The 20,881-nt window shown below is 68.8% G+C and carries 25 protein-coding genes and 1 tRNA gene; 13 read left to right on the top strand and 13 right to left on the bottom strand.

What is annotated here, in order from left to right:
- From guaA to H5V44_RS00360, 3 genes are all read right to left on the bottom strand, one after another.
- On the bottom strand, positions 1 to 918 hold the full coding sequence (gene guaA / locus H5V44_RS00370) for a glutamine-hydrolyzing GMP synthase (RefSeq protein ID WP_185191161.1): 918 nt from the start codon (positions 916 to 918) through the stop codon (positions 1 to 3).
- A complete protein-coding gene (locus H5V44_RS00365; RefSeq protein WP_185191160.1) occupies positions 918 to 2,579 on the bottom strand; it encodes a CTP synthase in 1,662 nt (553 codons plus the stop codon). Before H5V44_RS00365 ends, guaA begins: the two co-directional genes overlap by 1 nt.
- Before the next feature lie 192 nt (positions 2,580 to 2,771).
- A complete protein-coding gene (locus tag H5V44_RS00360; RefSeq protein ID WP_185191159.1) occupies positions 2,772 to 3,881 on the bottom strand; it encodes a saccharopine dehydrogenase family protein in 1,110 nt (369 codons plus the stop codon).
- Positions 3,882 to 4,000: 119 nt separating this feature from the next.
- Here H5V44_RS00360 and H5V44_RS00355 point away from each other — a divergent pair, with 119 nt between their 5' ends.
- Positions 4,001 to 4,801 (top strand): aldo/keto reductase, encoded by an 801-nt coding sequence (locus H5V44_RS00355; protein ID WP_185191158.1) that lies wholly within the window; start codon positions 4,001 to 4,003, stop codon positions 4,799 to 4,801.
- Between the two features lie 20 nt (positions 4,802 to 4,821).
- On the opposite strand, the gene H5V44_RS00350 is transcribed toward H5V44_RS00355, so the two are convergent.
- Positions 4,822 to 5,277: a DUF5814 domain-containing protein gene (locus H5V44_RS00350; RefSeq protein ID WP_185191157.1), complete on the bottom strand. Its 456-nt coding sequence runs from the start codon at positions 5,275 to 5,277 to the stop codon at positions 4,822 to 4,824.
- Positions 5,278 to 5,468: 191 nt separating this feature from the next.
- On the opposite strand from H5V44_RS00350, the gene H5V44_RS00345 reads away from it, so the two are divergent.
- The 4 genes from H5V44_RS00345 to H5V44_RS00330 all read left to right on the top strand — a co-directional run bounded on the left by H5V44_RS00345 (position 5,469) and on the right by H5V44_RS00330 (position 7,291).
- Positions 5,469 to 5,541 (top strand) — tRNA-His (locus H5V44_RS00345).
- Positions 5,542 to 5,851: 310 nt separating this feature from the next.
- Positions 5,852 to 6,373, top strand: coding sequence for a VOC family protein (locus H5V44_RS00340; protein ID WP_185191156.1), 522 nt, complete (start codon positions 5,852 to 5,854; stop codon positions 6,371 to 6,373).
- Positions 6,374 to 6,472: 99 nt separating this feature from the next.
- Positions 6,473 to 6,844: a VOC family protein gene (locus tag H5V44_RS00335; protein ID WP_221625511.1), complete on the top strand. Its 372-nt coding sequence runs from the start codon at positions 6,473 to 6,475 to the stop codon at positions 6,842 to 6,844.
- 84 nt (positions 6,845 to 6,928) lie between these two features.
- On the top strand, positions 6,929 to 7,291 hold the full coding sequence (locus H5V44_RS00330) for a hypothetical protein (protein ID WP_185191155.1): 363 nt from the start codon (positions 6,929 to 6,931) through the stop codon (positions 7,289 to 7,291).
- A gap of 71 nt (positions 7,292 to 7,362) precedes the next feature.
- Here H5V44_RS00330 and H5V44_RS00325 read toward each other — a convergent pair whose 3' ends face one another.
- The gene (locus H5V44_RS00325) at positions 7,363 to 7,575 is read right to left on the bottom strand and encodes a hypothetical protein (protein WP_185191154.1); all 213 of its coding nucleotides are present in this window, start codon (positions 7,573 to 7,575) and stop codon (positions 7,363 to 7,365) included.
- A 170-nt stretch (positions 7,576 to 7,745) separates the two neighbouring features.
- On the opposite strand from H5V44_RS00325, the gene H5V44_RS00320 reads away from it, so the two are divergent.
- Both H5V44_RS00320 and H5V44_RS00315 read left to right on the top strand, forming a co-directional pair.
- On the top strand, positions 7,746 to 8,429 hold the full coding sequence (locus H5V44_RS00320; protein ID WP_185191153.1) for a hypothetical protein: 684 nt from the start codon (positions 7,746 to 7,748) through the stop codon (positions 8,427 to 8,429).
- 17 nt (positions 8,430 to 8,446) lie between these two features.
- Positions 8,447 to 9,034 (top strand): hypothetical protein, encoded by a 588-nt coding sequence (locus tag H5V44_RS00315; protein WP_185191152.1) that lies wholly within the window; start codon positions 8,447 to 8,449, stop codon positions 9,032 to 9,034.
- Positions 9,035 to 9,081: 47 nt separating this feature from the next.
- Here H5V44_RS00315 and H5V44_RS00310 read toward each other — a convergent pair whose 3' ends face one another.
- The 3 genes from H5V44_RS00310 to H5V44_RS00300 form a co-directional block, all read right to left on the bottom strand.
- Positions 9,082 to 10,971 carry a carbon starvation CstA family protein gene (locus tag H5V44_RS00310; protein ID WP_185191151.1) on the bottom strand — a complete coding sequence of 630 codons (1,890 nt, stop codon included), beginning with the start codon at positions 10,969 to 10,971 and terminating at the stop codon, positions 9,082 to 9,084.
- Between the two features lie 233 nt (positions 10,972 to 11,204).
- On the bottom strand, positions 11,205 to 12,182 hold the full coding sequence (locus H5V44_RS00305; RefSeq protein ID WP_185191150.1) for an ArsA family ATPase: 978 nt from the start codon (positions 12,180 to 12,182) through the stop codon (positions 11,205 to 11,207).
- Entirely contained in the window at positions 12,182 to 12,478 is a 297-nt protein-coding gene (locus tag H5V44_RS00300) for a hypothetical protein (protein WP_185191149.1), read from the bottom strand. The genes H5V44_RS00305 and H5V44_RS00300 overlap by 1 nt, the downstream gene beginning before the upstream one ends.
- A 107-nt stretch (positions 12,479 to 12,585) precedes the next feature.
- Here H5V44_RS00300 and H5V44_RS00295 point away from each other — a divergent pair, with 107 nt between their 5' ends.
- Positions 12,586 to 13,767 (top strand): CobW family GTP-binding protein, encoded by a 1,182-nt coding sequence (locus tag H5V44_RS00295; RefSeq protein WP_185191148.1) that lies wholly within the window; start codon positions 12,586 to 12,588, stop codon positions 13,765 to 13,767.
- A gap of 319 nt (positions 13,768 to 14,086) precedes the next feature.
- Here H5V44_RS00295 and H5V44_RS00290 read toward each other — a convergent pair whose 3' ends face one another.
- From H5V44_RS00290 to H5V44_RS00280, 3 genes are all read right to left on the bottom strand, one after another.
- Positions 14,087 to 14,293, bottom strand: a complete 207-nt coding sequence (locus tag H5V44_RS00290; protein WP_185191147.1) for a hypothetical protein — start codon at positions 14,291 to 14,293, stop codon at positions 14,087 to 14,089.
- An 87-nt stretch (positions 14,294 to 14,380) separates the two neighbouring features.
- Positions 14,381 to 14,788, bottom strand: a complete 408-nt coding sequence (locus tag H5V44_RS00285) for an SRPBCC family protein (RefSeq protein ID WP_185191146.1) — start codon at positions 14,786 to 14,788, stop codon at positions 14,381 to 14,383.
- A 28-nt stretch (positions 14,789 to 14,816) separates the two neighbouring features.
- On the bottom strand, positions 14,817 to 15,131 hold the full coding sequence (locus tag H5V44_RS00280; RefSeq protein ID WP_185191145.1) for a hypothetical protein: 315 nt from the start codon (positions 15,129 to 15,131) through the stop codon (positions 14,817 to 14,819).
- 58 nt (positions 15,132 to 15,189) lie between these two features.
- Between H5V44_RS00280 and H5V44_RS00275 the strand changes: the two genes are divergently transcribed.
- Together H5V44_RS00275 and H5V44_RS00270 are read left to right on the top strand one after the other, a co-directional pair.
- Positions 15,190 to 15,399 (top strand): hypothetical protein, encoded by a 210-nt coding sequence (locus tag H5V44_RS00275; RefSeq protein WP_185191144.1) that lies wholly within the window; start codon positions 15,190 to 15,192, stop codon positions 15,397 to 15,399.
- Between the two features lie 61 nt (positions 15,400 to 15,460).
- On the top strand, positions 15,461 to 16,483 hold the full coding sequence (locus H5V44_RS00270; RefSeq protein ID WP_185191143.1) for a threonine aldolase family protein: 1,023 nt from the start codon (positions 15,461 to 15,463) through the stop codon (positions 16,481 to 16,483).
- Between the two features lie 34 nt (positions 16,484 to 16,517).
- Here H5V44_RS00270 and H5V44_RS00265 read toward each other — a convergent pair whose 3' ends face one another.
- Positions 16,518 to 17,459, bottom strand: a complete 942-nt coding sequence (locus tag H5V44_RS00265; protein ID WP_185191142.1) for a cation diffusion facilitator family transporter — start codon at positions 17,457 to 17,459, stop codon at positions 16,518 to 16,520.
- A 132-nt stretch (positions 17,460 to 17,591) separates the two neighbouring features.
- Here H5V44_RS00265 and H5V44_RS00260 point away from each other — a divergent pair, with 132 nt between their 5' ends.
- Positions 17,592 to 18,107 carry a metallophosphoesterase gene (locus H5V44_RS00260; protein ID WP_185191141.1) on the top strand — a complete coding sequence of 172 codons (516 nt, stop codon included), beginning with the start codon at positions 17,592 to 17,594 and terminating at the stop codon, positions 18,105 to 18,107.
- Positions 18,108 to 18,414: 307 nt separating this feature from the next.
- Here H5V44_RS00260 and H5V44_RS00255 read toward each other — a convergent pair whose 3' ends face one another.
- Positions 18,415 to 19,233, bottom strand: a complete 819-nt coding sequence (locus H5V44_RS00255) for a winged helix-turn-helix domain-containing protein (protein WP_185191140.1) — start codon at positions 19,231 to 19,233, stop codon at positions 18,415 to 18,417.
- Between the two features lie 215 nt (positions 19,234 to 19,448).
- Between H5V44_RS00255 and H5V44_RS00250 the strand changes: the two genes are divergently transcribed.
- A complete protein-coding gene (locus H5V44_RS00250) occupies positions 19,449 to 19,670 on the top strand; it encodes a DUF7859 family protein (RefSeq protein ID WP_185192039.1) in 222 nt (73 codons plus the stop codon).
- Positions 19,671 to 19,676: 6 nt separating this feature from the next.
- Positions 19,677 to 20,873, top strand: a complete 1,197-nt coding sequence (locus tag H5V44_RS00245) for an inorganic phosphate transporter (RefSeq protein ID WP_185191139.1) — start codon at positions 19,677 to 19,679, stop codon at positions 20,871 to 20,873.
- Positions 20,874 to 20,881: the final 8 nt, after the last annotated feature.

Below are 20,881 nucleotides of genomic sequence, written 5' to 3'. Positions count from 1 at the left end.
TCACTCGTACTCGATGGTCGCGGGCGGTTTGTGCGTCACGTCGTAGACCACGCGGGCGACGTTGTCGTTCTCGCCGGTGATCCGCGACTGGATGCGCTGGAGGGTCTCCCACGGGAGCTCCTGGGCGCGGGCGGTCATCCCGTCGCGGGACTCGACCGACCGGACCGACACGACCCACCCGTGGACGCGGTTGTCACCCTTCACCCCCGTCGCCTTGCCGACGACCGCGGCGAACGCCTGCCAGGGGTCGTGTGCTTCGGTCTCCTCCTCGACGACGTGACACGCCTCGCGGGCGACCGCGACCTTCTCTCTGGTGGCCTCGCCGAGCACCCGGATCGCCAGCCCCGGGCCGGGGAACGGCATCCGTTCCTCGGTGACCGCGCCGAGTTCGAGTTCGCGGGCGACCGTCCGGACCTCGTCCTTGTAGAGGTCCCGGACCGGCTCGACGATCCCCTCGAAGTCGACGGCCTCGGGCAGGCCGCCGACGTTGTGGTGGGATTTGATGTTGCCCTCCGACTCGATCCGGTCGGGGTAGATCGTGCCCTGGACGAGGTACTCTGCGTTTGCTGATCGCGCCTCCTGCTCGAACTCCCGAATGAACTGCTCGCCGATGGCGTGGCGCTTGCCCTCGGGGTCGGTGATCCCGGCGAGGGAATCGAGGAAGCGGTCCTGTGCCTCCACGATCCGCAGCGAGTCCATATACGAGAAGGTCTCCCGTATCTGCTCGGTCTCGCCTTTCCGCATCAGCCCGGTGTCGACGTAGACGGGCGTCAGCCGGTCGCCGATCGCGCGGTACGCCAGGGCCGCAGCGACCGAGGAGTCGACGCCGCCCGACAGCGCGATGACGGCGTCGGCGTCGCCGATCTCGGCTTCGATCTCCGCGACGGCGTCTTCGATGAACGGCTCGACGTCGACCATCAGGCCTGCACCTCCGTTTCGTCGGCGAGCTCACGCGCGTCCAACTCTCCGGCGACGGCCTCCAGAAACCCAACGAACGGCGGGCTCGCGCGGTCCGGTCGCGACCGGAACTCGGGGTGGAACTGCGTGCCGAGGAAGAACGGGTGATCGTCGCGTTCGAGGATCTCCATCCGGTTGTTCGCGGTGCCGGAGAAGGCGAGCGCGCCGCGCTCTAACTCCTCGATGTACTCGGGGTTGACCTCGTAGCGGTGGCGGTGGCGCTCGGTACAGACGGTGTCGCCGTAGACCCGCTCGGCGAGCGACCCCGGTTCGATGTCGGTGTCGTGGGCGCCGAGCCGCATCGTCCCGCCCATGTCCTCGACCTCGTACTGCTCGGGGAGGATGTCGATGACGGGGTGGGCGGTGTCGGGGTCGTGTTCCGCGGAGTGGGCGGCCGCCAGTCCGAGGACGTTCCGGGCGTGTTCGACCACCGCCATCTGGAAGCCGAGACACAGCCCCAGGAAGGGGACGTCGTTCTCGCGGCAGTACTCGACGGCCTTGAGTTTCCCCTCGATCCCGCGGGTCCCGAACCCGCCGGGGACGACGACGCCGTCGGCCTGCTTCAATCGGTTTTCGTGCCGGTCGAGCATCTCGTCGGAGTCGACCCACTGGACGTTCACCTCGGTCCGGCGCTCGATCCCGGCGTGTTTCAGCGCCTCGTGGACCGACATATACGCGTCTTCGAGGTCGTACTTCCCGACGAGGGCGACGTCGACCTCCGCGGTCCGGTCGCGGGTCACGAGCTCGCGCCACCGGTTGTCGCGTTCCGCAGGGGGCTTGGCCTCCGAGGCGAGGTCGAGCCGCTCCATCACGTACTCGTCTAACCCCTCGGATTCGACCACGAGCGGGACGTGGTAGACGTCCTCGACGTCGGGGTTCGAGAAGACCGCCTCGGTGGGGACGTCGCAGAACAGCGCGATCTTCTCCTTGGTCTTCGGTTCGAGTTCGTCCTCACACCGCCCGACGAGGATGTCGGGCTGGAGTCCGATCGACCGGAGCTCCTTCACGGAGTGTTGGGTGGGTTTTGTCTTCTGTTCGCCGTTCTGGGAGTAGGGGACGAGCGTGACGTGGGTGAAGAGGATGTCGCGGTCGTCCTCCTCGTGGGCGAACTGCCGGAGGGCTTCGAGGTAGGGCATCCCCTCGATGTCGCCGACGGTACCGCCGACCTCGACGATGCAGACGTCGGTGCCGACCGCGGCCTCCCGGATCCGCCGCTTGATGTCGTCGGTGATGTGCGGGATGATCTGGACCGTCTGGCCCAGGTAGTCGCCGGCGCGTTCCTTCTCGATGACGTGCTGGTAGGTCTTGCCGGTGGTGACGTTGTGATCGGAGGTCATATCCACCCCGAGGAACCGCTCGTAGTTCCCCAGATCGAGGTCGACCTCGCCCCCGTCTTTCAACACGTAGACCTCCCCGTGCTGGTAGGGGTTCATCGTCCCGGCGTCGACGTTGAGGTACGGGTCGATCTTGACCGCGGTCACGTCGAACCCCGCGTTCGCCAGGAGACGGCCGGTGCTGGCGGCTGTGATCCCTTTGCCCAGCCCGGACATCACCCCACCCGTTACGAAGATGAATTTCCGACCCAACGAGGGGTCGTACCCGGTTTCGGGTTCCTTCGGCATACCGAGAATGCGCGAGGCCGCATCAAAACGGTTTCGGAGGGTATGCGCGGACCACTTTGCCGGATGTAAAATCAGTACAGAAATGCATATTGAGACCTCGGAAGCCCCCGCGCCCCTTCCATTCCCGCCCGGGTGGATGTGCGGTCGGCCATCGCGTGTCCGACGGTCGCCGTCGGCGTCGTGGGCCCTCTTTCAGTCGCTCGCGACGCCCTCGACCGGCGAGGATTCGCGGGCGACGACCTCGTCGGCGACCAGGTCGACCCGCTCGACGCCCGGGATTTCGAGCACGAGATCCGGGCCGAACGCCGACGCCGGGGTCTGATAGCCCTCGGGCGCGTCGCCGTCGAGCACCTTCCCCGCGATCAGGGTCGCCGCGTCGGCGGTGAAGCGGTAGGTCTCCGGCGTCCGAAGCCGCGAGACCAGCCGGTCGTCGGCGGTTCGGACCTCCCCCCAGACGCGCGCCCCGCCGGCGGCCCGCGTCGCCGGGTCGGGCCCGTCGACGTACCGGTCGATCAGCCACGACAGGCCGCGCTGGACGGCGTCGACGTCGAGGACGCTGTCGAGATACGGCGCCAGCGCCACCGCAGTCCGTCCGGCGCGGGGCAGCGCGAGGTAGACGTCGACGTTCGGGATCCCGGTGGTGTGGTAGGCCGTCGAGACATCGCCCCACGGGATCGAGACGGCACGCCGGAGCCCCTCGCCGAAGTCGACCACGCGGGTCCGCGCGCCGACCGGTTCCGCCCGGAGGACGCCGTCGCGGCGGACCGCACCGCCCGAGCCGGCGTCCGAGAGGACCGTCTTCAACGTGCCGGGGGAGACGCCGCCGTCGGCGTCGAGCGCGAGCGAGAGGTGGGTCGCTCCGGGGAGTCGATCGTGGAGGTGTGTAGCTAAACAGTCTGTCGGGACCACGTCGAAGCCGACGCCCGGGAGGAGCGTCACCCCCGCCCCGGCGGCGTCGGGACCGCGACGGCGGATCCGCTCGAACACCGGGAGTTCGCCGGTGATGTCCAGATAGTGGGTCCCGGTGTCGATGCAGGCGCCGACCATCGCGTCGGCGGTCTCGGCGAACGGCCCGGCGCAGTTGAGCACGGCGTCGACGTCGCCGAGGTGGTCGTCGGCGTCGGCAACCGGGAACGACCGCCCCCGGAGGTCGTTTGCGGTCGCGACCCCGCGGGTCTTCCGGGCGTCGCGGCCGGCCACGATCGGGTCGTAGCCGCGGTCGATCGCCGACTCGACGACGAGTCGGCCGGTGTAGCCGTACGCGCCGTACACGAGGAGCCGCGGAGCGTCGGGGTCGGGCATACCTGGCGGTTGGATCGGGACTGACAAAGTCACGTCGGCGCGGGGGCACGGACGCCGACGGGGGTCGGGTGGCGCACCGACACCGAAACTGTCGACCCCGTAGGGTGTGAGGCTCCCGTATGGAGTTTCCACCCATCGGACTCGGGACGTACGATATGACCGACCCGGGGACGTGCGCCGACGCCGTCGCCACCGCGGTCGATCTCGGGTACGACCACGTCGACACAGCCCAGAGCTACGGGAACGAAGCGTTCGTCGCCGACGGGTTGGCCGCCGCCGACCGCGACGCCGCGGGGGTGTTCGTCGCGACCAAGCTCGAACCCGACAATCTGGGGTACGACGACGTGCGTTCGACCGCCCGCGAGAGCGCCGACCGGCTCGGCGTCGACTCCCTGGACCTCCTGTACGTCCACTGGCCGCTGGACGCATACGACCCCGAGGCGACGCTGCCCGCGCTCGACGACGCCGTCGCGGCGGGCACCGTCGACCGGATCGGTCTGAGCAACTTCCGGCCCGATCAGCTCCGGGACGCGACCGACCGGCTGGAGACGCCCGTTACGGCCCACCAAGTCGAGATGCACCCGCTTTTGCCCCAGCCCGAACTCCACGACCTCGCGGTCGAGGGCGGCCACGAGCTGGTCGCGTACTGTCCGATCGCCCGTAACAGGGTGGGCGAAATCGACCGGATCGTCGAGGTCGCCGACAAGCACGACGCGACGCCGGCCCAGGTGTCGCTGGCGTGGCTCGATGCGAAGGAGCGCGTCACCCCGATCCCGAAGTCGGCGTCGCAAGCGCACATTCGGGAGAACCTCGCCGCCCCGGATCTCGAACTCGACGACGAGGACGTCGCCACGATCGACGCGATCGAGCGGCGACACCGCATCGTCGACTTCGACGCCGCGCCCTGGAATCGGGCGTAGGACCCGCCGGGCGGGACGGGCTACCCGGACAGCGCCCGTCGGGCCCGCCGGAGCGTCTCCTCCATCCGCTCGTTGCCGTCGACCTCCGCGAGCGTCTCGGCGGCCTCCAGCGTCCGGACGGCGTTGTCGAGGAAGGAGAGCACGTCGCCGGGGTAGGCGTACAGCATATACTCGTCGCTCATCACGTCGACAATGGCGTCGGGGCCGAGTCCCTGCGCGCGGAGCTCCAGGAGATAGCGGACGAACTGCCGTTCGGGGTAGCCGGTGTAGAGGTCGTCGGGGTTCTCGGGGTCGAGGAAGTCCTCCGCGAAATCCAGGAGGCGGTCGCGGGTGGCGTCGTCGAGTTTCGCCAGCCCCTCCCCGGAGTAGAGCACGTCCATCGTCGCCCCTTTGAACGCCCCCTTGGGAATGGAGGTGTCCAGCTGGGAGACGATCTGCCGGTGGTTCTTCAGGTAGATCTTGTCCGTGATGGCCACGGTTGAGCGTGATTAGTGGGTCGCGGGCAAAAGCGTCCCGATGCGGTCGGCGTGTGGATTGATTCGACTCTCGTCGGCTTCCTCCCACGACTGAAGTCGTGGGCTTCCGCCTTGCATCTGTGTGACCCCGGCGCACTCCACCCCGGAGTCGTAACGTATTTGCCTCGGACGGGGGTACTGACTGGTGCGTGTCCGGGTTAGGGTAGTGGACCATCCTTCAGCCTTGTGGAGGCTGAGACGCGGGTTCGATTCTCGCACCCGGACCTTTTCACGACGACCGGAGGGAGGAGTGGAAAAGCCGGAAGGCGGGAATCGAAGCAGGGAGTAGCCGAACCCGAGAGGCTGCGAACGAGGTTCGATTCTCGCACCCGGACCCTCTCCGCGAGGAACGAAGTGACGAGCGGGAAGTCCGCACTCGGGATTGAACCGCGCGAGACGAGCGTCGGCGAGTCTCGCAATCGGATTCGATTCTCGCACCCGGGCGTACTGAAGACAACGACGGACTCGCCAGCACCCACCCCGTCATCATAATGATTTATTATTATGTATCCGTTGTGTTCGATCGTGATCGCAGATGACCGTGAATTCGATCACGCCCGACCTGATGGTCGAGGACATCGAAGAGACAGTCGCGTGGTACGAGTCGGTACTCGACGCCGAGGTCGTCGCGACGCTACCGGCGGAAGCCGCCTCCGGGTACTTCTGGGCACAGGTGTCGATCGACGGGATCCAGTTGATGTTGCAGGAGCGTGACTCCCTCGAAGAGAAACTCCCGGTGTTGGAAGGGGAGTCGACCGGCGGCACGGTGCCGCTCTACATCGACGTCGACGACGCCGAGCGGCGACACGCAGCGCTCGAAGAGAGCGACGTGAACGTCGTCAAACAGCCACACGAGACGGAGTTCGGGTGGCGGCAGTTCGCAGTGACCGACCCCAACGGCTACGTCCTGTGGTTCGGGGAGAAACTCGAAACCGAACGCACCGAGAACATCGGCCACTACGAGCGGACGTACTACCGACACCAGATCGACGAGTCGAGCCGGGAGTCCGCCGAGCATCGTCCGCGGCGCGCCGCCGGGGGCGAACACTGGGGCTGAAGTGGTAGCCGGGAGGAGCGGCGGCGAGGCCACGCGGGCCCTCAAGAGGCCTCACCCCGGGTGACCCGTCCTGTCGCCCGCAACCGGCCTTCAGGTATTGTGTTCGAAACCCGCTACACCCACGTCGCCAGCGACTTAGAGGAGTCGGTCGCGTTCTACGAGTCGGTGTTCGGGAGAGAGCGGATCCCGACGCCGGCGCTCGGGGAGTACATCAGGTGGTTGGCCTGCGGCGATCGCCAGCGCCGCCTCGTCGGGAGCGACGCCGAGCCGCCGGTGTACGTGCCCCCGTCCGGGGCCGTACAGCTGTACGTCCGCGACCCCGGCGGCAACCGCGTCGAGGTGAACGCCCCCGACGCCGACGCCTTCGGCGGCTCGATCGTGTGGAGCCTGATCGACCGACGTCGAGTGGCCCGAGGCCGGCGAGGCGCCGGTCTATCTGTCCGGCTGATACTGTTGGCTATAAGTACGTGAAGATTTTCGACACCCCGAGGTGTCGAAATCCGTCACGGGACTATAGCCGACAGTATAAGTCCGACCGGTCCAACGCGGACACGTATGACCGAGTCGGAACCCTCACGGTTCCTGTCCGCAGCGGCGGTGATCGCGCTCCTCGGCTGCGTCCTCGCGGCGGCGACGCCGCCGGCGACGGGTGCCTCGACCGCGTTCACCGGGAGCATCGTGACCAGCGGCGTCCTCGGGATCGTGTTCGCGGCCCGGAACCTCCAGCTACTCTCCGGCCGCGGCCGGGTCAGCCTCCCCGCGGCGACGCTCACGCTGATCTTCGGGGTGTGGTTTATGTTCGCGCCGCTGCTGTACGACGTCGGGTTCCTGGCGACGGGCGGCGTCCAGCTGGCGGGGACGCTGATCGCGACGTTCGCGGCGTACGTCGCCGTCGCCGGGCTGGCCGGCGGGGAGTGACGCGACCCTGCGACCGGCGCCCACAGCGCGGGCAGCAGCGGCTGTGCGCTTCTCTCGCCCGGAGGACGGGCCTACCGGCCCCAGGCGAAGCGGCTGACGATCCGGTTCACGCGGGCGGAGACCCGTCCGAACCACGCCTCCGGCGAGGCGCGTTCGAGTTGGCGCTCCTCGACCTCGATCCGGTCGTCCCCGAACGGATCCTCCCGCGTCGCGTTCTCGTCGTCGACGGCGTCGACCACGACCGTCATCGAACACCGGCCGCAGGCCTCGGTATCTTTCGCCATTATTGTTCGTTCTAATTACGGCCCGCGGCTAAAATCTATCGGGGGCGTGCGCACGCTGCGGCCGCGGGACCCGTCACCGACGCGCTTATGCGGCCGCTGGTGTTTCCTCCGCGTATGCGACGCCGAGGCACGGGATCGACGGTGACACCGGTCGACGCCACCGAGCCGCGATGAGCGAGCGGACCGAGTCGAACCCGGGGGAGACCCCGGGGTACGACGACGCCGACTGGGAGGATCCCGCCGGCGTCGACGCGGTCCCGAAGTCGGAGCTCCCCGACGAGATCGTCGAGACCGTCCCCGACTGGACCGACGACCCGTACCTCGACCGGGTGAGCGACCGGCTGATGTACAACTACAACTTAGAGCGGGCCCACCGGCTCCGGGGGACGACCTGGGACCTCTACGGCGAGATGCGCGTGTTGAACCAGAAGCAGTTCTTCCACCCTGCGCTCTCCTACGCCGACCACGAATCGGAGGAGTACCTCTTCGCCCGGCGGGTCGAGCGCCCCACCGTCCGCGAACTCGAACGCCTGGTGGAACTGGGCCACGACCTCGCCGACGAGCGGGTCACCGGCAACGAGGAACACTACCGGACGGACTTCACGTTCGTCCTCGTCGCCGACGAACTCCCCGAGGACGTCCGCGAGTTCGTCGACGGGCAGCGCGAACGGACGCTCCTGAAGTACGGCTACTACGGCCACTACGAGGTCAACCTCGGGGTCGTCGTCCCCGACGCGCGGGAGATGGTCGCCGGCGAGGCCGCGGACGTGATGGAGGCGTTCCGGCTGTGGGAGGACGTCACCGAACCCGACGAGGGCTTTCTCTCGCGGTTCGCCAAACGCTTTTGGCGCTGACGGGCGAGCGGGCGGCCGTGGGACTGACACGCCGCGGGATTCTCGCCACAAGCACCGTCGCCCTGGCAGGCTGCAGCCTCCTCCCCGAGGAGGACGAACCGATCGAGGCGAGCGCGTCGACCCCGGCGACGCTCCCGGAGGGGGCGGGGTACAGCGAGGTCGCCGCCGAGGAGACGACGATCGAGACGACGGTCAGGGTCGATCTTACGGGCGACGTCGAGCTCAGTAGCACCCAGGCCGTCGTCGCGACCGTGTTTCGGCGCGTCTACGAGGCCGACGAGGGGCGTCGGTTCGGGCTGGTGACCGCGCCGGCGGTGGAAATCTTCGAGAACCCCGAGGTGATCCGCGATCCCGTTGGGGCGCTCGGAAACGCCCGCGTGGTGGAGGTGGCAACCGGTCTGAGCGTCGAGAGCGTCGGCTCTCCCACCGAATCGGGATCGGTGACGCTGCTCGGAACCGACGCGACGCTTTCGACCGCGGCAGCGACGACCGCAGACGGCGACGTGTCGACGGCGTGGGCGCGGGTCCGCGCCGGCGAGGATTCGGTGACTGCGGTAGCGACCGGCAGTAACGGCCCCTTCGACGCGGTCACGCGCGAAACGTAGCGCCGCCGCTGGCGGGCGCGAAAACACCCGAAAAGCCGCTCGGGTGCTCAGTCGTCGCTGGGCTCCGCCGGGGCCGGACCGCCGGTGTCCCGGACGGTGCTGATGTTGTCGTAGCCCTTCTTCACCAGCGCCAACGCGAGGCTGATGAGGACGATCGCCAGGATCATCTGGACGACCGACGACGCCAGCGCCGCGCCGTCGCTGGCGCCGCCCTGGATGATGTTCTGATACAGGTTCGTGTAGAACGCGAGCCACGCCAGTCCGATCACCGTGATGGTGGTCATGATCGCCATCGGGACGCCGGTGGAGTACAGCTGCTTGCTGTCGTCCCAGTTGGCGATCCAGACCGTCGCGGTCAAAAGCGCCAGCGCCGCAAGCAGCTGGTTAGCGCCGCCGAACAGCGCCCACAGCGTGAGCCACTCGCCGGAGATGACCATCAGGTACGCCGGGATGGCCTGCACCAGCGGATTGGTGTAGCGGCCGCGACCCAGACTGCCGAGCGTCGAACGCAGGCCGTTGCCGACCTCCTCGAACCCGCTTGCGGTCTTGCCGGCCTCGATGCCGACGATCTCCTCCATCATGTACCGGCCGAGTCGGACGGCCGTGTCAGTCGACGTGAGCAGGAAGCTCACGAGCACCAGCGCCATGAACGGCGCGCCGAACGACTGCGGCAGGCCGAGGCTGGTGAGGATGATCCCGCCGCCGGTCGCGAAGTTCGGCAGGGCGGCGCCGATCCCGCCCGCGGGGTCGGCGAAGCCGGCGACCGCGAGCGTGATCAGCGCGACGGAGGCCAGAAGCCCCTCGCCGAGCATCCCGCCGTAGCCGATGAGGCGGGCGTCGGTCTCCTTGTCCAACTGCTTTGCCGTCGTCCCCGAGGAGACAAGCGAGTGGAACCCGCTGATCGTCCCGCAGGCGATGGTGATGAAAAGCAGCGGGAACAGCGGCGCCAGTCCCGCGGCCTCGACGCCCCAGAAGCCGTTGAACGCGCCGAGGGAGCTGTCGATGACGAGCGGCTGGGTCGCGGTGCCGAGCAGGGTGCCCACGATGACCGCAAGGAGCGTCCCGCCGACCCCCGTGTACAGGAGGAACGACGAGAGGTAGTCACGCGGCTGCAGCAGCACCCAGACCGGAAGGGCGCTTGCGATGCCGGCGTAGATCATCACGATCGGAACCCACGCCGCCCGGTTGGGGTTCATCGCGACCGCCGAGGAGCCGGGCACCCACGATCCGCTGCCGAGGCCGAGCACGTTCGCGAGCACGACCGTGCCCGCCGGGTAGCTGGCGTCGCCGACCGCCGGGAAGATCGCGATCGGGTTCTGGATCCCGACCCAGACGCCCGCGAAGACGCCCGCGACGAACACGATCGTTCCCGGGATGAACGGGCCGTTGAACTGGTAGAGGTACACCCCGAACGCGAGCGCCAGGACGATGTAAACGAAGCTCGCGGTCGACACCTGCGGGAACGCGTCGAACACGATCGCGACCACGAGGGCGAACACCGCCACCACGAGGATGATCGTGAGGAACGCGAACCACAGCAGCATGTTCTTGCCGCCCTCCCCGACGTACTCGCCGATGATGTACCCGATCGACTTCCCCTCGTGGCGGAGCGACCCCGAAAGCGACACGAAGTCGTGGACGCTTCCCATAAGCGGGTTGCCGACCGCGATCCACAGCAGCGCCGGCACCCACCCCCACACCGCGCCGGCCGTGATCGGGCCGACGATCGGGGCGCCGCCCGCGATCGAGGAGTAGTGGTGCCCGAGCAGGACGGGCTTTTTCGACGGGACGTACTCCTGTCCGTCCTCGTATTTGTGGGCCGGCGTTTCGGCCTCCTCGTCGAGTTCGAGGAACTGCGCCAGGTACCTCGAGTACCCCACATAACCGATTGTGAACGTTGCCAGTACCGCCGCTACGAGCCAGATGACTTGTACCATTAGTACGATCCCACAGACTTACATTATTCATCACCAACTTATTTGTTGCGTTTGGTGCGAGTAATTAGCCCCGTAGCGTTTCAACACGGGCGTTAGCGGCCGGTTCGGTTGTGCAATCAAAACGGGCAACCGGAAGCGCGGTCGAGAGACAGCCGCGGGCCGACCGGACGGCTCGCTCGTGCGGCGGCCACGCACACCGAGCGACGGCCGGGACCGGGCCGTCCCGCCGGACGTTACCCGACGAACGTCGGCGCCTCGGCCGCGGTCTCGACGTCGAGTTCGTCGGCGACATCGTCGAGCAGCGACCCCTTGACTTCCGCCGTTCGGCTCTCGATCTCGGCGACCAACGGCGGGTCGAGGGTCTCCCGGACCTCCGCGAGCCGCTCTGTCTCGGTGTTCACTCGATCGCGGAGGTATCGCGCCCCGCGGCCGTCCTCGTCGTCGTCGGGTTCGGGGGTGAGCTTGTTCGCGACCAGCCCCCGGACCGCGAGGTCGTTGTCGGCCATCTCCCCGATCGCCCGGCGGGTCTCGTTGACCGACAGCTGATCGGGGTTGAGCACGAAGAAGAACGCCGCGTCCGACCGCAACGCCCCGCCGGCGAACTCGAAGAACTCCTTGCGCTCCCGGAGCCGATTGAGCACGGGATCGCCGTCCATCACCCGCCGGGGTTCGTTGTTGCCGATCGCGGCCTTCTCGAAGAGGTCGATGCTCTTCTCGCGTTTGTGCATCAGCCGGTCGATCCACCCTTCGAGGAACTCCGGGAGTCCGAGGAGCCGGAGCGTGCTGCCCGTCGGCGAGGTGTCGAACACGACGCGGTCGTAGGGGTCCGACTCCCGCATCACGTCCACGAACCGGTCGAACAGCGCCGACTCGTAGGCCCCGGGGGTCTGGTGGGCCATCTCCAGTTGCTGGGTGATCTCGTTGACCATCGCCGCCGACACCTGATCCGAGAGGCTCTGTCGGATGCCGTTCAGGTGCCGTTGAACCTCCGTGTCGGGGTCGATCTCCATCGCCGAGAGCCCGTCGACGCCGTCGACCGGCTGCGGATCGTCGCCGAAGGACTGCTCGAACACGTCCGACACCGAGTGGGCCGGGTCCGTCGAGACGACCAGCGTATCGAGCCCCGACCGGGCCGACTTCACGCCGTAGGCGCAGGAAACGGTGGTCTTGCCGACCCCGCCTTTGCCGCCGAAGAAGACGAACGGTTCCATCAGAAGTGGTACTGCTGGCCCTTGCGTTCGAGGTACGTCCCGCGGTCCCACAGGCGCCGCTCCCACGCCTCGAACTCGTCTTCGAGGAACGGGAGCAGTTCGGCGGTGTAGTAGGAGACCGGCGAAGGGATGCCGAAGGCGTCGGGGAAACACGCCAGGATGAACGCGTCCTCGACGTCCTCGGCTTCCTTCTCGATTTTCTCGTACGCCGGGTGGGTCACCAGCCCGTGGTAGAGGCCCCTGGCCCACTCCCGGACGATCCGGCGGAAGCGCTCGATGCGGTCGGAGAGATCCATCGTGGTGCGTGCCTGCGAGGGACACGAGGAAAAACCTGTCGCGGATGGGTGCGAGCCGAAACGGCCGGTATCGAGGGTTCAAGTTCCGGGACCCCAATCGTAGGGGTATGAGCGACACGATTCCGGTGACGATCATCTCCGGCAGCTTAGGCGCCGGCAAGACGACGCTTCTCAACCACATCCTGGCCGACGCCGACGACCGCGACATCGCCGTCCTCGTCAACGATATGGGCACAGTCAACGTCGACGCCGACCTCGTCGCCTCCGACTCCGAGTTGGACGTCGCGGGCGGCGTGACCGAACTCTCGAACGGCTGCATCTGCTGTGAACTCCAGGACGACCTGGAGACGGCGGTGGTCAGGCTCGCGCAGAACCGCGAGTTCGACGCCTTAGTCGTGGAGTCGTCGGGCATCTCCGAACCCGGGCCGGTCGCGCGACTGTTCACCACCGAGTCGCGGGCGGCGGCGCTGTACCGCGTCGATTCGCTCGTGACCGTCCTCGATACCCGGCAGTTCCTGGACGCCTTCTCCGGCGGCGAGCCCGAACGGCGCGGCGAGGACGGCGACCGACCCCTCTCGGATCTGCTGGTCGAGCAGGCCGAACTCGCGAACGTCGTGCTCCTGAACAAGGCGGACCTCTGTACGGACGCCGAACTCGACGAGGCCGAGGAGTTGATCGCGGCGCTGCAGCCCGACGCCGAGACCATCCGGACGGAGTTCTCGGCGGTCCCGCACGACCGGCTGTTCGACCGGGGGCTGTTCGACCCCGATCACATCAAGGACCTCCCCGGGTGGAAGCGGGCGCTTTCGGGCGCCGGCCACGGCCACGACGACCACCACCACCCCGACGAGGTCTACGGCGTCACCTCCTTCACCTACCGCCGACGCCGGCCGTTCCACCCCGAGCGGGTCGCCGAGATCCTCCGGGCGCTCCCGACGGGAGTGGTCCGCTCGAAGGGCACCCTCTGGGTCGCGGGCTCGGAGCTCCGGGTCGTGCTCGGGCAGGCCGGCCCGTCGGTCCACATCGAGGCCGTGGGCCCCTGGATCGCGAGCCTCCCGGAGGTCGAGCAGGACCTCTACCGGTCGAACCGCCCGGACCTCGAGTGGGACGACACCCACGGCGACCGACGGACCGAGTTGGTTTTCATCGGCACCGATTACGACGAGGCGTCGCTCCGTGCGTCGCTCGACGACGCCCTCGTCACCGACGACGAGTGGGACCGCGTCGGCGACCTCTCGGGCCCGTTCCCGGCCGAGCAGGGATCGGAAGCGGTTCTCAGGGAGCCGTAGTTACTGATATTGCCGATTCGAGAGCCGGTCGCCGCACGCTTAGACGGGTTTCAGATACACGGTGGCTGATCGAAGTCCACCGTTGGGTGGGAGTCCCGCGAGCGGAGCGAGCGGGACGTTGATGAACGCGGAGCGTCCATCGGGACTGGAAGGGGCCGCGCTCTCGATGACGGCGGCCGGCAAGGACCGCAAGAGTGAGCGAAGCGAACGACGAGGACCGCAGCGAGGCCCCCGAATCGAGAGCGCGGGGGCTTCCGAGGTCTGCCCCGGAATATTCACAGTAGTACCACTCTCGACCAAACAGCTCCCCGCATCCGATTCAACAGGCGCAGTCGCGACCGGTCGCCCGCTCGAACCGCATCTCCTCGCCGCAGTCCGGACACACCGGGTCGCCGTCGAGGTCGACGTCGCGGATCCGGTTGTCGCAGTCGTCACACCAGTACGCGCCCTTCGATCCGTCGTCCGGCGTGGATTTGGCCGACGGGCCGCCCGCCAAGGCGTCCTTGACCGTGTCCATTAGACTCATACGATCGTTTAGGGAAGATCGTGTTGTAACCGTATCGTGCGTATGTGTCGCGGTCGCACAACCGGAGCGTCGCGCTCGGACGGTGTTTCACGCGACCGAGTCGGCGAGTTCCGCGACCGCCCGGCGGAGCTCCCCGCGACGCTTCCACGCCGCGATCCGGTCGGCAAAGGGCAGCGGGAGGTTGAGCGAGACGGTCGACCGCATCGTGATCCGCGAGCCGTTCCGCTCGGGGTCGACCTCGACTGCCGTTTCGAGGTGGTCGAACGGGCCGACCTCGCCCTCCGCGGTGTACGCCAGCCCGGTCTCGCGCTCCTCGAAACGCAGGAGGACCGTCACCCCGGGCGCGGAGGCGACGATCGCGGTGCCGTCCCCGTCCTCGCGGCTCCCCGCGACGTCGAAGGTCCCCTCGGCGGCGACGATCGCCGCCGGCGAGAGGGCGCGGTGGACGGCCGGGGGACGCGCCAGCACGAACTCGGAGGCCTCGACCTCGCGCATACCCCTCCTCCGTGGCGGGGCTACAAAATCACACCGCCAGCGGAGCCGTCAACGCGAGCAGGGCGAGTCCGAACGCGACCCCGAGATAGACCAGCCGCTGGAACCGTACCTCCGGGGGGATCGTCACCCACGCGGGCGGCGCGACCCACACGAGGCGGTGGAACGCCACGGCGGCGATGGCCGCGGTCGCCCCCGCGGAGACCGCGAGCCCCCGGGCGACCGGAACCCCGTAGGCGAGCCCGTACAGCGGGCCGACCGAAATCGTCAACATCCCGAAAATTCCGGTCGAGACCAGAAACGGCACCGCATCGACCGGCTCCCCGTCGCGGTTCCGGACCTCCATACCCCACGTTGCGGCCGCGTCGCAAAGAGCTAAGGGGGTCACTCCCCCTTCGGGAGGTATGAGCGACGACGGCTTCGAGGCGGGCGCAAGCGGGTCCCAGGGGGATCCGCGGGTGCTCATCGCGATGAACATCGTGCTCTCAACCGGGTTCGCGGTCACCATCGTGTGGGGGTTGGACGTCCTCGGCGCCGCCGACCTGACGCTCATCAACGTCGCGACGGGCGCGATACTCCTGTTTGCGCTGACGTACGTCATCACGCTCCAGTAGCCCGATCAGGATTCCTCCCGGCGGACCGCAGGTATTTCTTCGCGGCCGCGAAAGCGGGGGTATGGCGATCGACCTCCGGAGCGACACGGTGACGCAGCCCTCCGAGCGGATGCGCACGGCCGCCGCCGAGGCGGCGGTCGGCGACGACGTCTACGGCGAGGACCCGACAGTGAACGACCTCGAAGCCGCCGCTGCCGACCGCGTCGGGACCGAGGACGCCCTCTACGTCCCGACCGGAACGATGGGCAACCAGATCGCGGCGCGGGTCCACACCGACCGCGGGCAGGAAGTCGTCCTCGACCGCGAAGCCCACATCTACCAGTGGGAGCTCGCCGGGCTGGCCCAACTTTCGGGGGTCCAGCCACGGACCGTCGACGCCGACGACGCCGTGCCGACCCCCGAGCAGATCCACGGCGCGTACGTCAAGGAGTCGCTGCACCGACCCGGCACCGGGCTGGTGACGCTCGAAAACACCCACAACGCCCGGGGCGGCGTCGCCGTCCCGCCCGAACCGATCTCGGCGGCCGCCGAGGCCGCACACGATCACGACCTGCCGGTCCACCTCGACGGCGCGCGGCTGTTCAACGCGTGTGTCGCCCTCGACGTCGACCCCGCGCGGATGGTCCGGGACGTCGATTCGGTGCTGTTCTGCCTCTCGAAGGGGTTGGGCGCGCCCGTCGGGTCGATGCTCGCGGGGGATGCAAAGTTCATCGCGGCCGCACGCCGGATCCGGAAGCTGTTCGGCGGCGGGATGCGACAGGCGGGGCTGGTCGCGGCGCCGGGACTGCTCGCCTTCGAGAACGTCGAGCGGCTCGCGACCGACCACGACAACGCCGCCCGCCTCGCGGCCGGGCTGGGCGCGATCGACGGCCTCCGGGTGCCGGAGCCCGACACCAACATCGTCCGGGTGTACACCGACGACCTCGCCGACGCCGAGACGTTCGTCGAGGCCTGCGAGGCCGCGGGCGTCCGCGGCGGGGTCCACGGCCCCCATCTCACCCGGTTCTGTACGCACCTCGACGTCGACCGCGACGACGTCGAAACGGCGATCGACCGGGTCGCCGGCGTCGTGGCGTCGCTGTAGGAAAGAGAGGACAGCAGTTCGGACGCTCGGGCAGCTACGTCTCGGGCTCGATAACGACGTACTGGACCCGTTCGTCAGCCTCCTTGAGGCGAGTCTCGGCCGCGGTGATCGCGTCGTCCAACTCCTCGGTCGTGAACTCGGGGTCGAGGCTCACGTCGGCCGTCACCAGCGCCTCCTGCGGCCCGACGAACACCGTCCGGAAGGTATCGACGTGGACGACGCCCGAACTCGCCCGAATCACGTCCCGGAGATCAGCCTCAACGTCCTTCGGTAGGCTCTCACCCAGCAGTAATCGCTTATTTTCCCACGCGAGCGCGAGCGCGAAGCCCATAAGCAGCAGTCCGATGAGGAGTGCGGCCACGGCGTCGTACACCTCGTTGCCGGTCGCCTTCGAGAGGAGGATTCCCACGAGCGCCAGCCCCGCACCCAGGAGCGCGATGGTGTCCTCGGTGAATGCCGTCAGGCTCGTTACGTCGCTGGTCTTCCGGAAAGCCTCCCCGAGGCCGCTCCACCCGAACTGGTCGATCTGGCTGCGGATCTCGGCGTTCGCCTTCCTCAGGGCGTAGCTCTCGAACGCGATCGCGCCGAAGAGCACGGCGACGTTGACGTACCACGACGGGAACGTCGCGCCAGCGACGGAGACCGTACCGGCGGTCCCGTGGCCGCCGTGGACGATCGCGTCGTAGCCGTGTTTGACCGACTCCCATCCGGCGATCCCGAACAGCAGGACGGCCACCAGGAAGGAGTAAAAGAACTGCGCCTTCCCGTACCCGAACGGGTGTCGGCGGCTCGACTGCTTCTCGCTGTACCGGATCCCGACGAGGAGGAACACCTGGTTTCCGGTGTCGGAGACCGAGTGGTACGTCTCCGACAGCATCGAAGGGCTGCCGGTGAGGAGGAACCCGCCGAACTTCAGGATCGCGATGGCGCCGTTCGCGAAAAGCGCCGCGAGGACGACCCCTTTGCTTCCGGCCATACTGGCACAGTCGCCCGACGGGAGTATATGGGTTGGCACCGCCGGAGAGCCGGGCGTCGGGTCCGCGCGCCGCGGTCCGACGGCCGTCGACGCGTCGGGTGCTTCTTGTTCCCGGCCGTCGTACCGTCGGCTATGCTCACCGTCGTCTCCGACACCCACAGCACCGACGGCCACCGACTGTCGGGGCGGACCCTCGAGGCGGTCCGGGACGCCGAAGTCGCCGTCCACGCGGGCGACTTTATGCGCGAGTCCGTCCTCGACGACTTCGAGCGCGAGGCCGACCGGCTGCTCGGCGTCGCCGGCAACAACGACGACGCCGGGATCCGGCGGCGGCTCCCGGAGGCCCGAACCCTCACCTTCGAGGGGTTCACCGTCGCGGTGACCCACACCCGCCGGGGCGGCCCGACCGCGCTGTCGCTTTTCGGCCGGGAACGCGACGCCGACGTGGTGCTGTTCGGCCACAGCCACCGCCCGACGTACGACCCCAGCGGGGCAGTGCCCCTCGTCAACCCCGGGAGCCACGCACAGCCGCGGGGGAACCGCGCCGCACACGCGGAGTTCGAGGCCCGCGGGGACGCCCTCGCGGGACGGCTGGTCACGGTCGACGGCGACGTCTTCGAGGAGTTCACGATCGAACGGACCGCGTGAGGGCCGCCATTCGGGACGGGCCGGGGGAGCCAGCGGGGGCGTGTAGCGCGGCTCACGAACGGCGGAAAGGAGAGGGAGCTTCGGGTCGTTGCCGCCGGAACTCCGGGTAGGCGGTCGCGGGGGGTGGGGCGGGGGTGAGGCGCCGCGACCGCCGCGTGGGTCCGTACAGGAGCCGGGGAGGCGGACGGATGGTGGAGAGCCGAAGCGGCAACGACCCTGCGCCAAAGCGTAGGCGCGCCTGAATAAAATAGCCGGCGTAGACTCAAACCGGGATTTCAGCTACCGTCCGAAGCGCCCGCGGGGTCGGCTACCGCACCCGGAGCGCGGTGACGAACAGTAGCGCGAGCACCCCGCCCAGGAAGAAGAGGGCGCCGGGGGGGAGACCGGAGATCACGCCCGCGAGCGGCTCCGAGCCGCCGCCACTCGCGGCGGTCGTCTCCACCGCCGTCCCCGCCAGGTCGGCGGCGGTCTCGGTCGAGGTCGGCTCCGGTTGCGGCGTCGCGGCGGGCTCCTCCGTCGGGGCCGGCGTCCCGGTCGCCTCCGCGATCCGCACGCCGCCGTCGTCCCCAGCCGTCTGCGTCGGCGTCGGTTCGGATGTCGGCGCCGCAGTCGCGCTGTCGTTCGCCGCGATGCCGCCGGCGCCTCCCCCGTCCGCGTCGGCCTGCTCCGCGGTCGCCGCGGGCGCGGCCCCGGTCCGCGCGAGGCGGTCGACGACGACGCTGCCGAGCGCGACCGCGCCGATCCCGCCGAGCAGCTGTGTGAGCGCCGACTGGAGCCCGGTCGCTTCCTCGTCGGGGCCAGCGACGACGACCAGCGCCCCATCCGAGGGCGCGTACACGGTCATCTCGCGTCCCTTCTCGGAGTAGGCGGTACCGGCCGCCTCGATCAGGCCCGCGGTTTCGAGCCGATCGAGGTGGTACTGGGCGTTCTGGATCGAGGTGTCGATTCGGTCGGCGACGTCGGAGGGCGCCCCGGGTTCGTCGTGCAGCGTCGCGAGCACGTCCCGTGCGGTCTCCGAGGAGATCGCCGCGAGCAGGTCGTCTACCTCGTCGCTGTCGAGGCCGACGACGCGTGGGTCCTTGTCGTCGTCGGAGATATCGGGCCGGGAGGGCAGGAGGTCGGCCATACTGCCGCGACTGTTTTCACGCGGTTCACATGAGTCTTCCGCCACGTACGCCGCGGTTGCGCTTTGTCGAGCGGCGGCGGATGGGGGGCCCACCGTCGGGCAGCCGAAAGGTTTCGCAGGTTCCCACGTCGCCGTATGTAACGGTACTGTCCGGATGTGCACCTGTTTCCTCGGAGGGCGAAACGCATTTACAGGCGCCGGGGAAAGCGGGGGCTATGCTCGCCCGTCAGCCGGGGGACCTCGGACGCGTCCGGGCCGTCCGCACCGACGGCGCCCCCGCCCAGGTAGACGTCGTCGCCGACTTCGTGGCCTCGAACCCGGCGTTGGTCGTGCTGGTCGTCTTCCTGCTCGCTTTCGTCTTCTTTGCGTTCCTCTTCGTCAGGCGAACCCTCAGCGGACTCCGCGAGGGGTTCGACGAGGGCTACCGGGGGAAGTAGCCCGGGATGGTCGCGGCCGCCACCCTGGTTACGCTCGTCGTTGCCGCCCTGGCAAGCCTGTTCATGGCGTGGTCGATCGGCGCCGGCTCCTCGGGGTCGACGCCGTTCGCGCCGGCAGTTGGCGCAAACGCCATCTCGGTGATGCGAGCGGGGTTCGTCGTCGGCGTCCTCGGACTGTCCGGCGCGGTTCTCCAGGGGGCCAACGTCACCGAGGCCGTCGGGACCGAACTGGTGGTCGGGTCGGTGCTCACCGCCACCGCCTCGACGGTCGCGCTCATCGTGGCCGCGGCCCTCGTTGCGGTCGGGGTGTTCGCGGGCTACCCCATCGCGACCGCGTTCACGGTCACCGGCGCGGTGATCGGCGTCGGCCTCGCCAACGGCGGCGGCCCCGCGATCGCGAAGTACCAGCAGATCGCGTCGCTGTGGATCCTCACGCCGTTCGTCGGCGGCGGGATCGCCTTTGTCACCGCGCGACTCCTCCGGAACGAGTCGGTGCCCGAGCGCGTGGCGGTGCCGGCCCTCGCCGGCGTCGTCGGCCTGCTCGTCGCGAACATCCGGTTTGCGGTTCTGGGCGGCGAGTCCGGCCGGTCGGTGGCGGAGGTGGCCGCCGCGACCACCCCGCCGGTCCCGGTGCCCGTCGTCGGGATCGATCTCGGCGTGGTCGCGATGTCGCTGCTGTTCGCGATCGCCGCCTACGCCGCCGTCCGGCGGGAGATCCTGCTCGACCCCGCACGCGGCCAGCGGCGGTTCCTGCTCGTCCTCGGCGGGCTGGTCGCGTTCTCCGCCGGTGGCAGCCAGGTGGGGCTGGCGATCGGCCCGCTGGTCCCCCTGCTCGATGCGGTGGCGGTCCCGCTGCCCGCGCTTCTGGTCGGCGGGGGACTGGGACTGTTAGTCGGGTCGTGGACCGGCGCGCCGCGGATGATCAAGGCGATCTCACAGGACTACTCCTCGCTGGGACCGCGGCGGTCGATCGCCGCGATGATCCCCTCGTTTGCGATCGCACAGACCGCCGTCGCGCTCGGCATCCCGGTGTCGTTCAACGAGATCATCGTGAGCGCGATCATCGGCAGCGGCTACGCCGCGGGCGGCGCGGGGGTCAGCCGGGAGAAGATGGCCAAGACCGTTCTGGCGTGGGCCGGATCGCTGGCGCTCGCCTTCGGGGCCTCGTACGTGGCGTTCCTCGGTGTCGACGCCGCGGTGTAGTCGTTCGG

The sequence above is a fragment of the Halobellus ruber genome, assembly GCF_014212355.1.
Classification (GTDB): Archaea; Halobacteriota; Halobacteria; order Halobacteriales; family Haloferacaceae; genus Haloquadratum; species Haloquadratum rubrum.
This window is presented reverse-complemented; position numbering and strand designations above follow the sequence as displayed.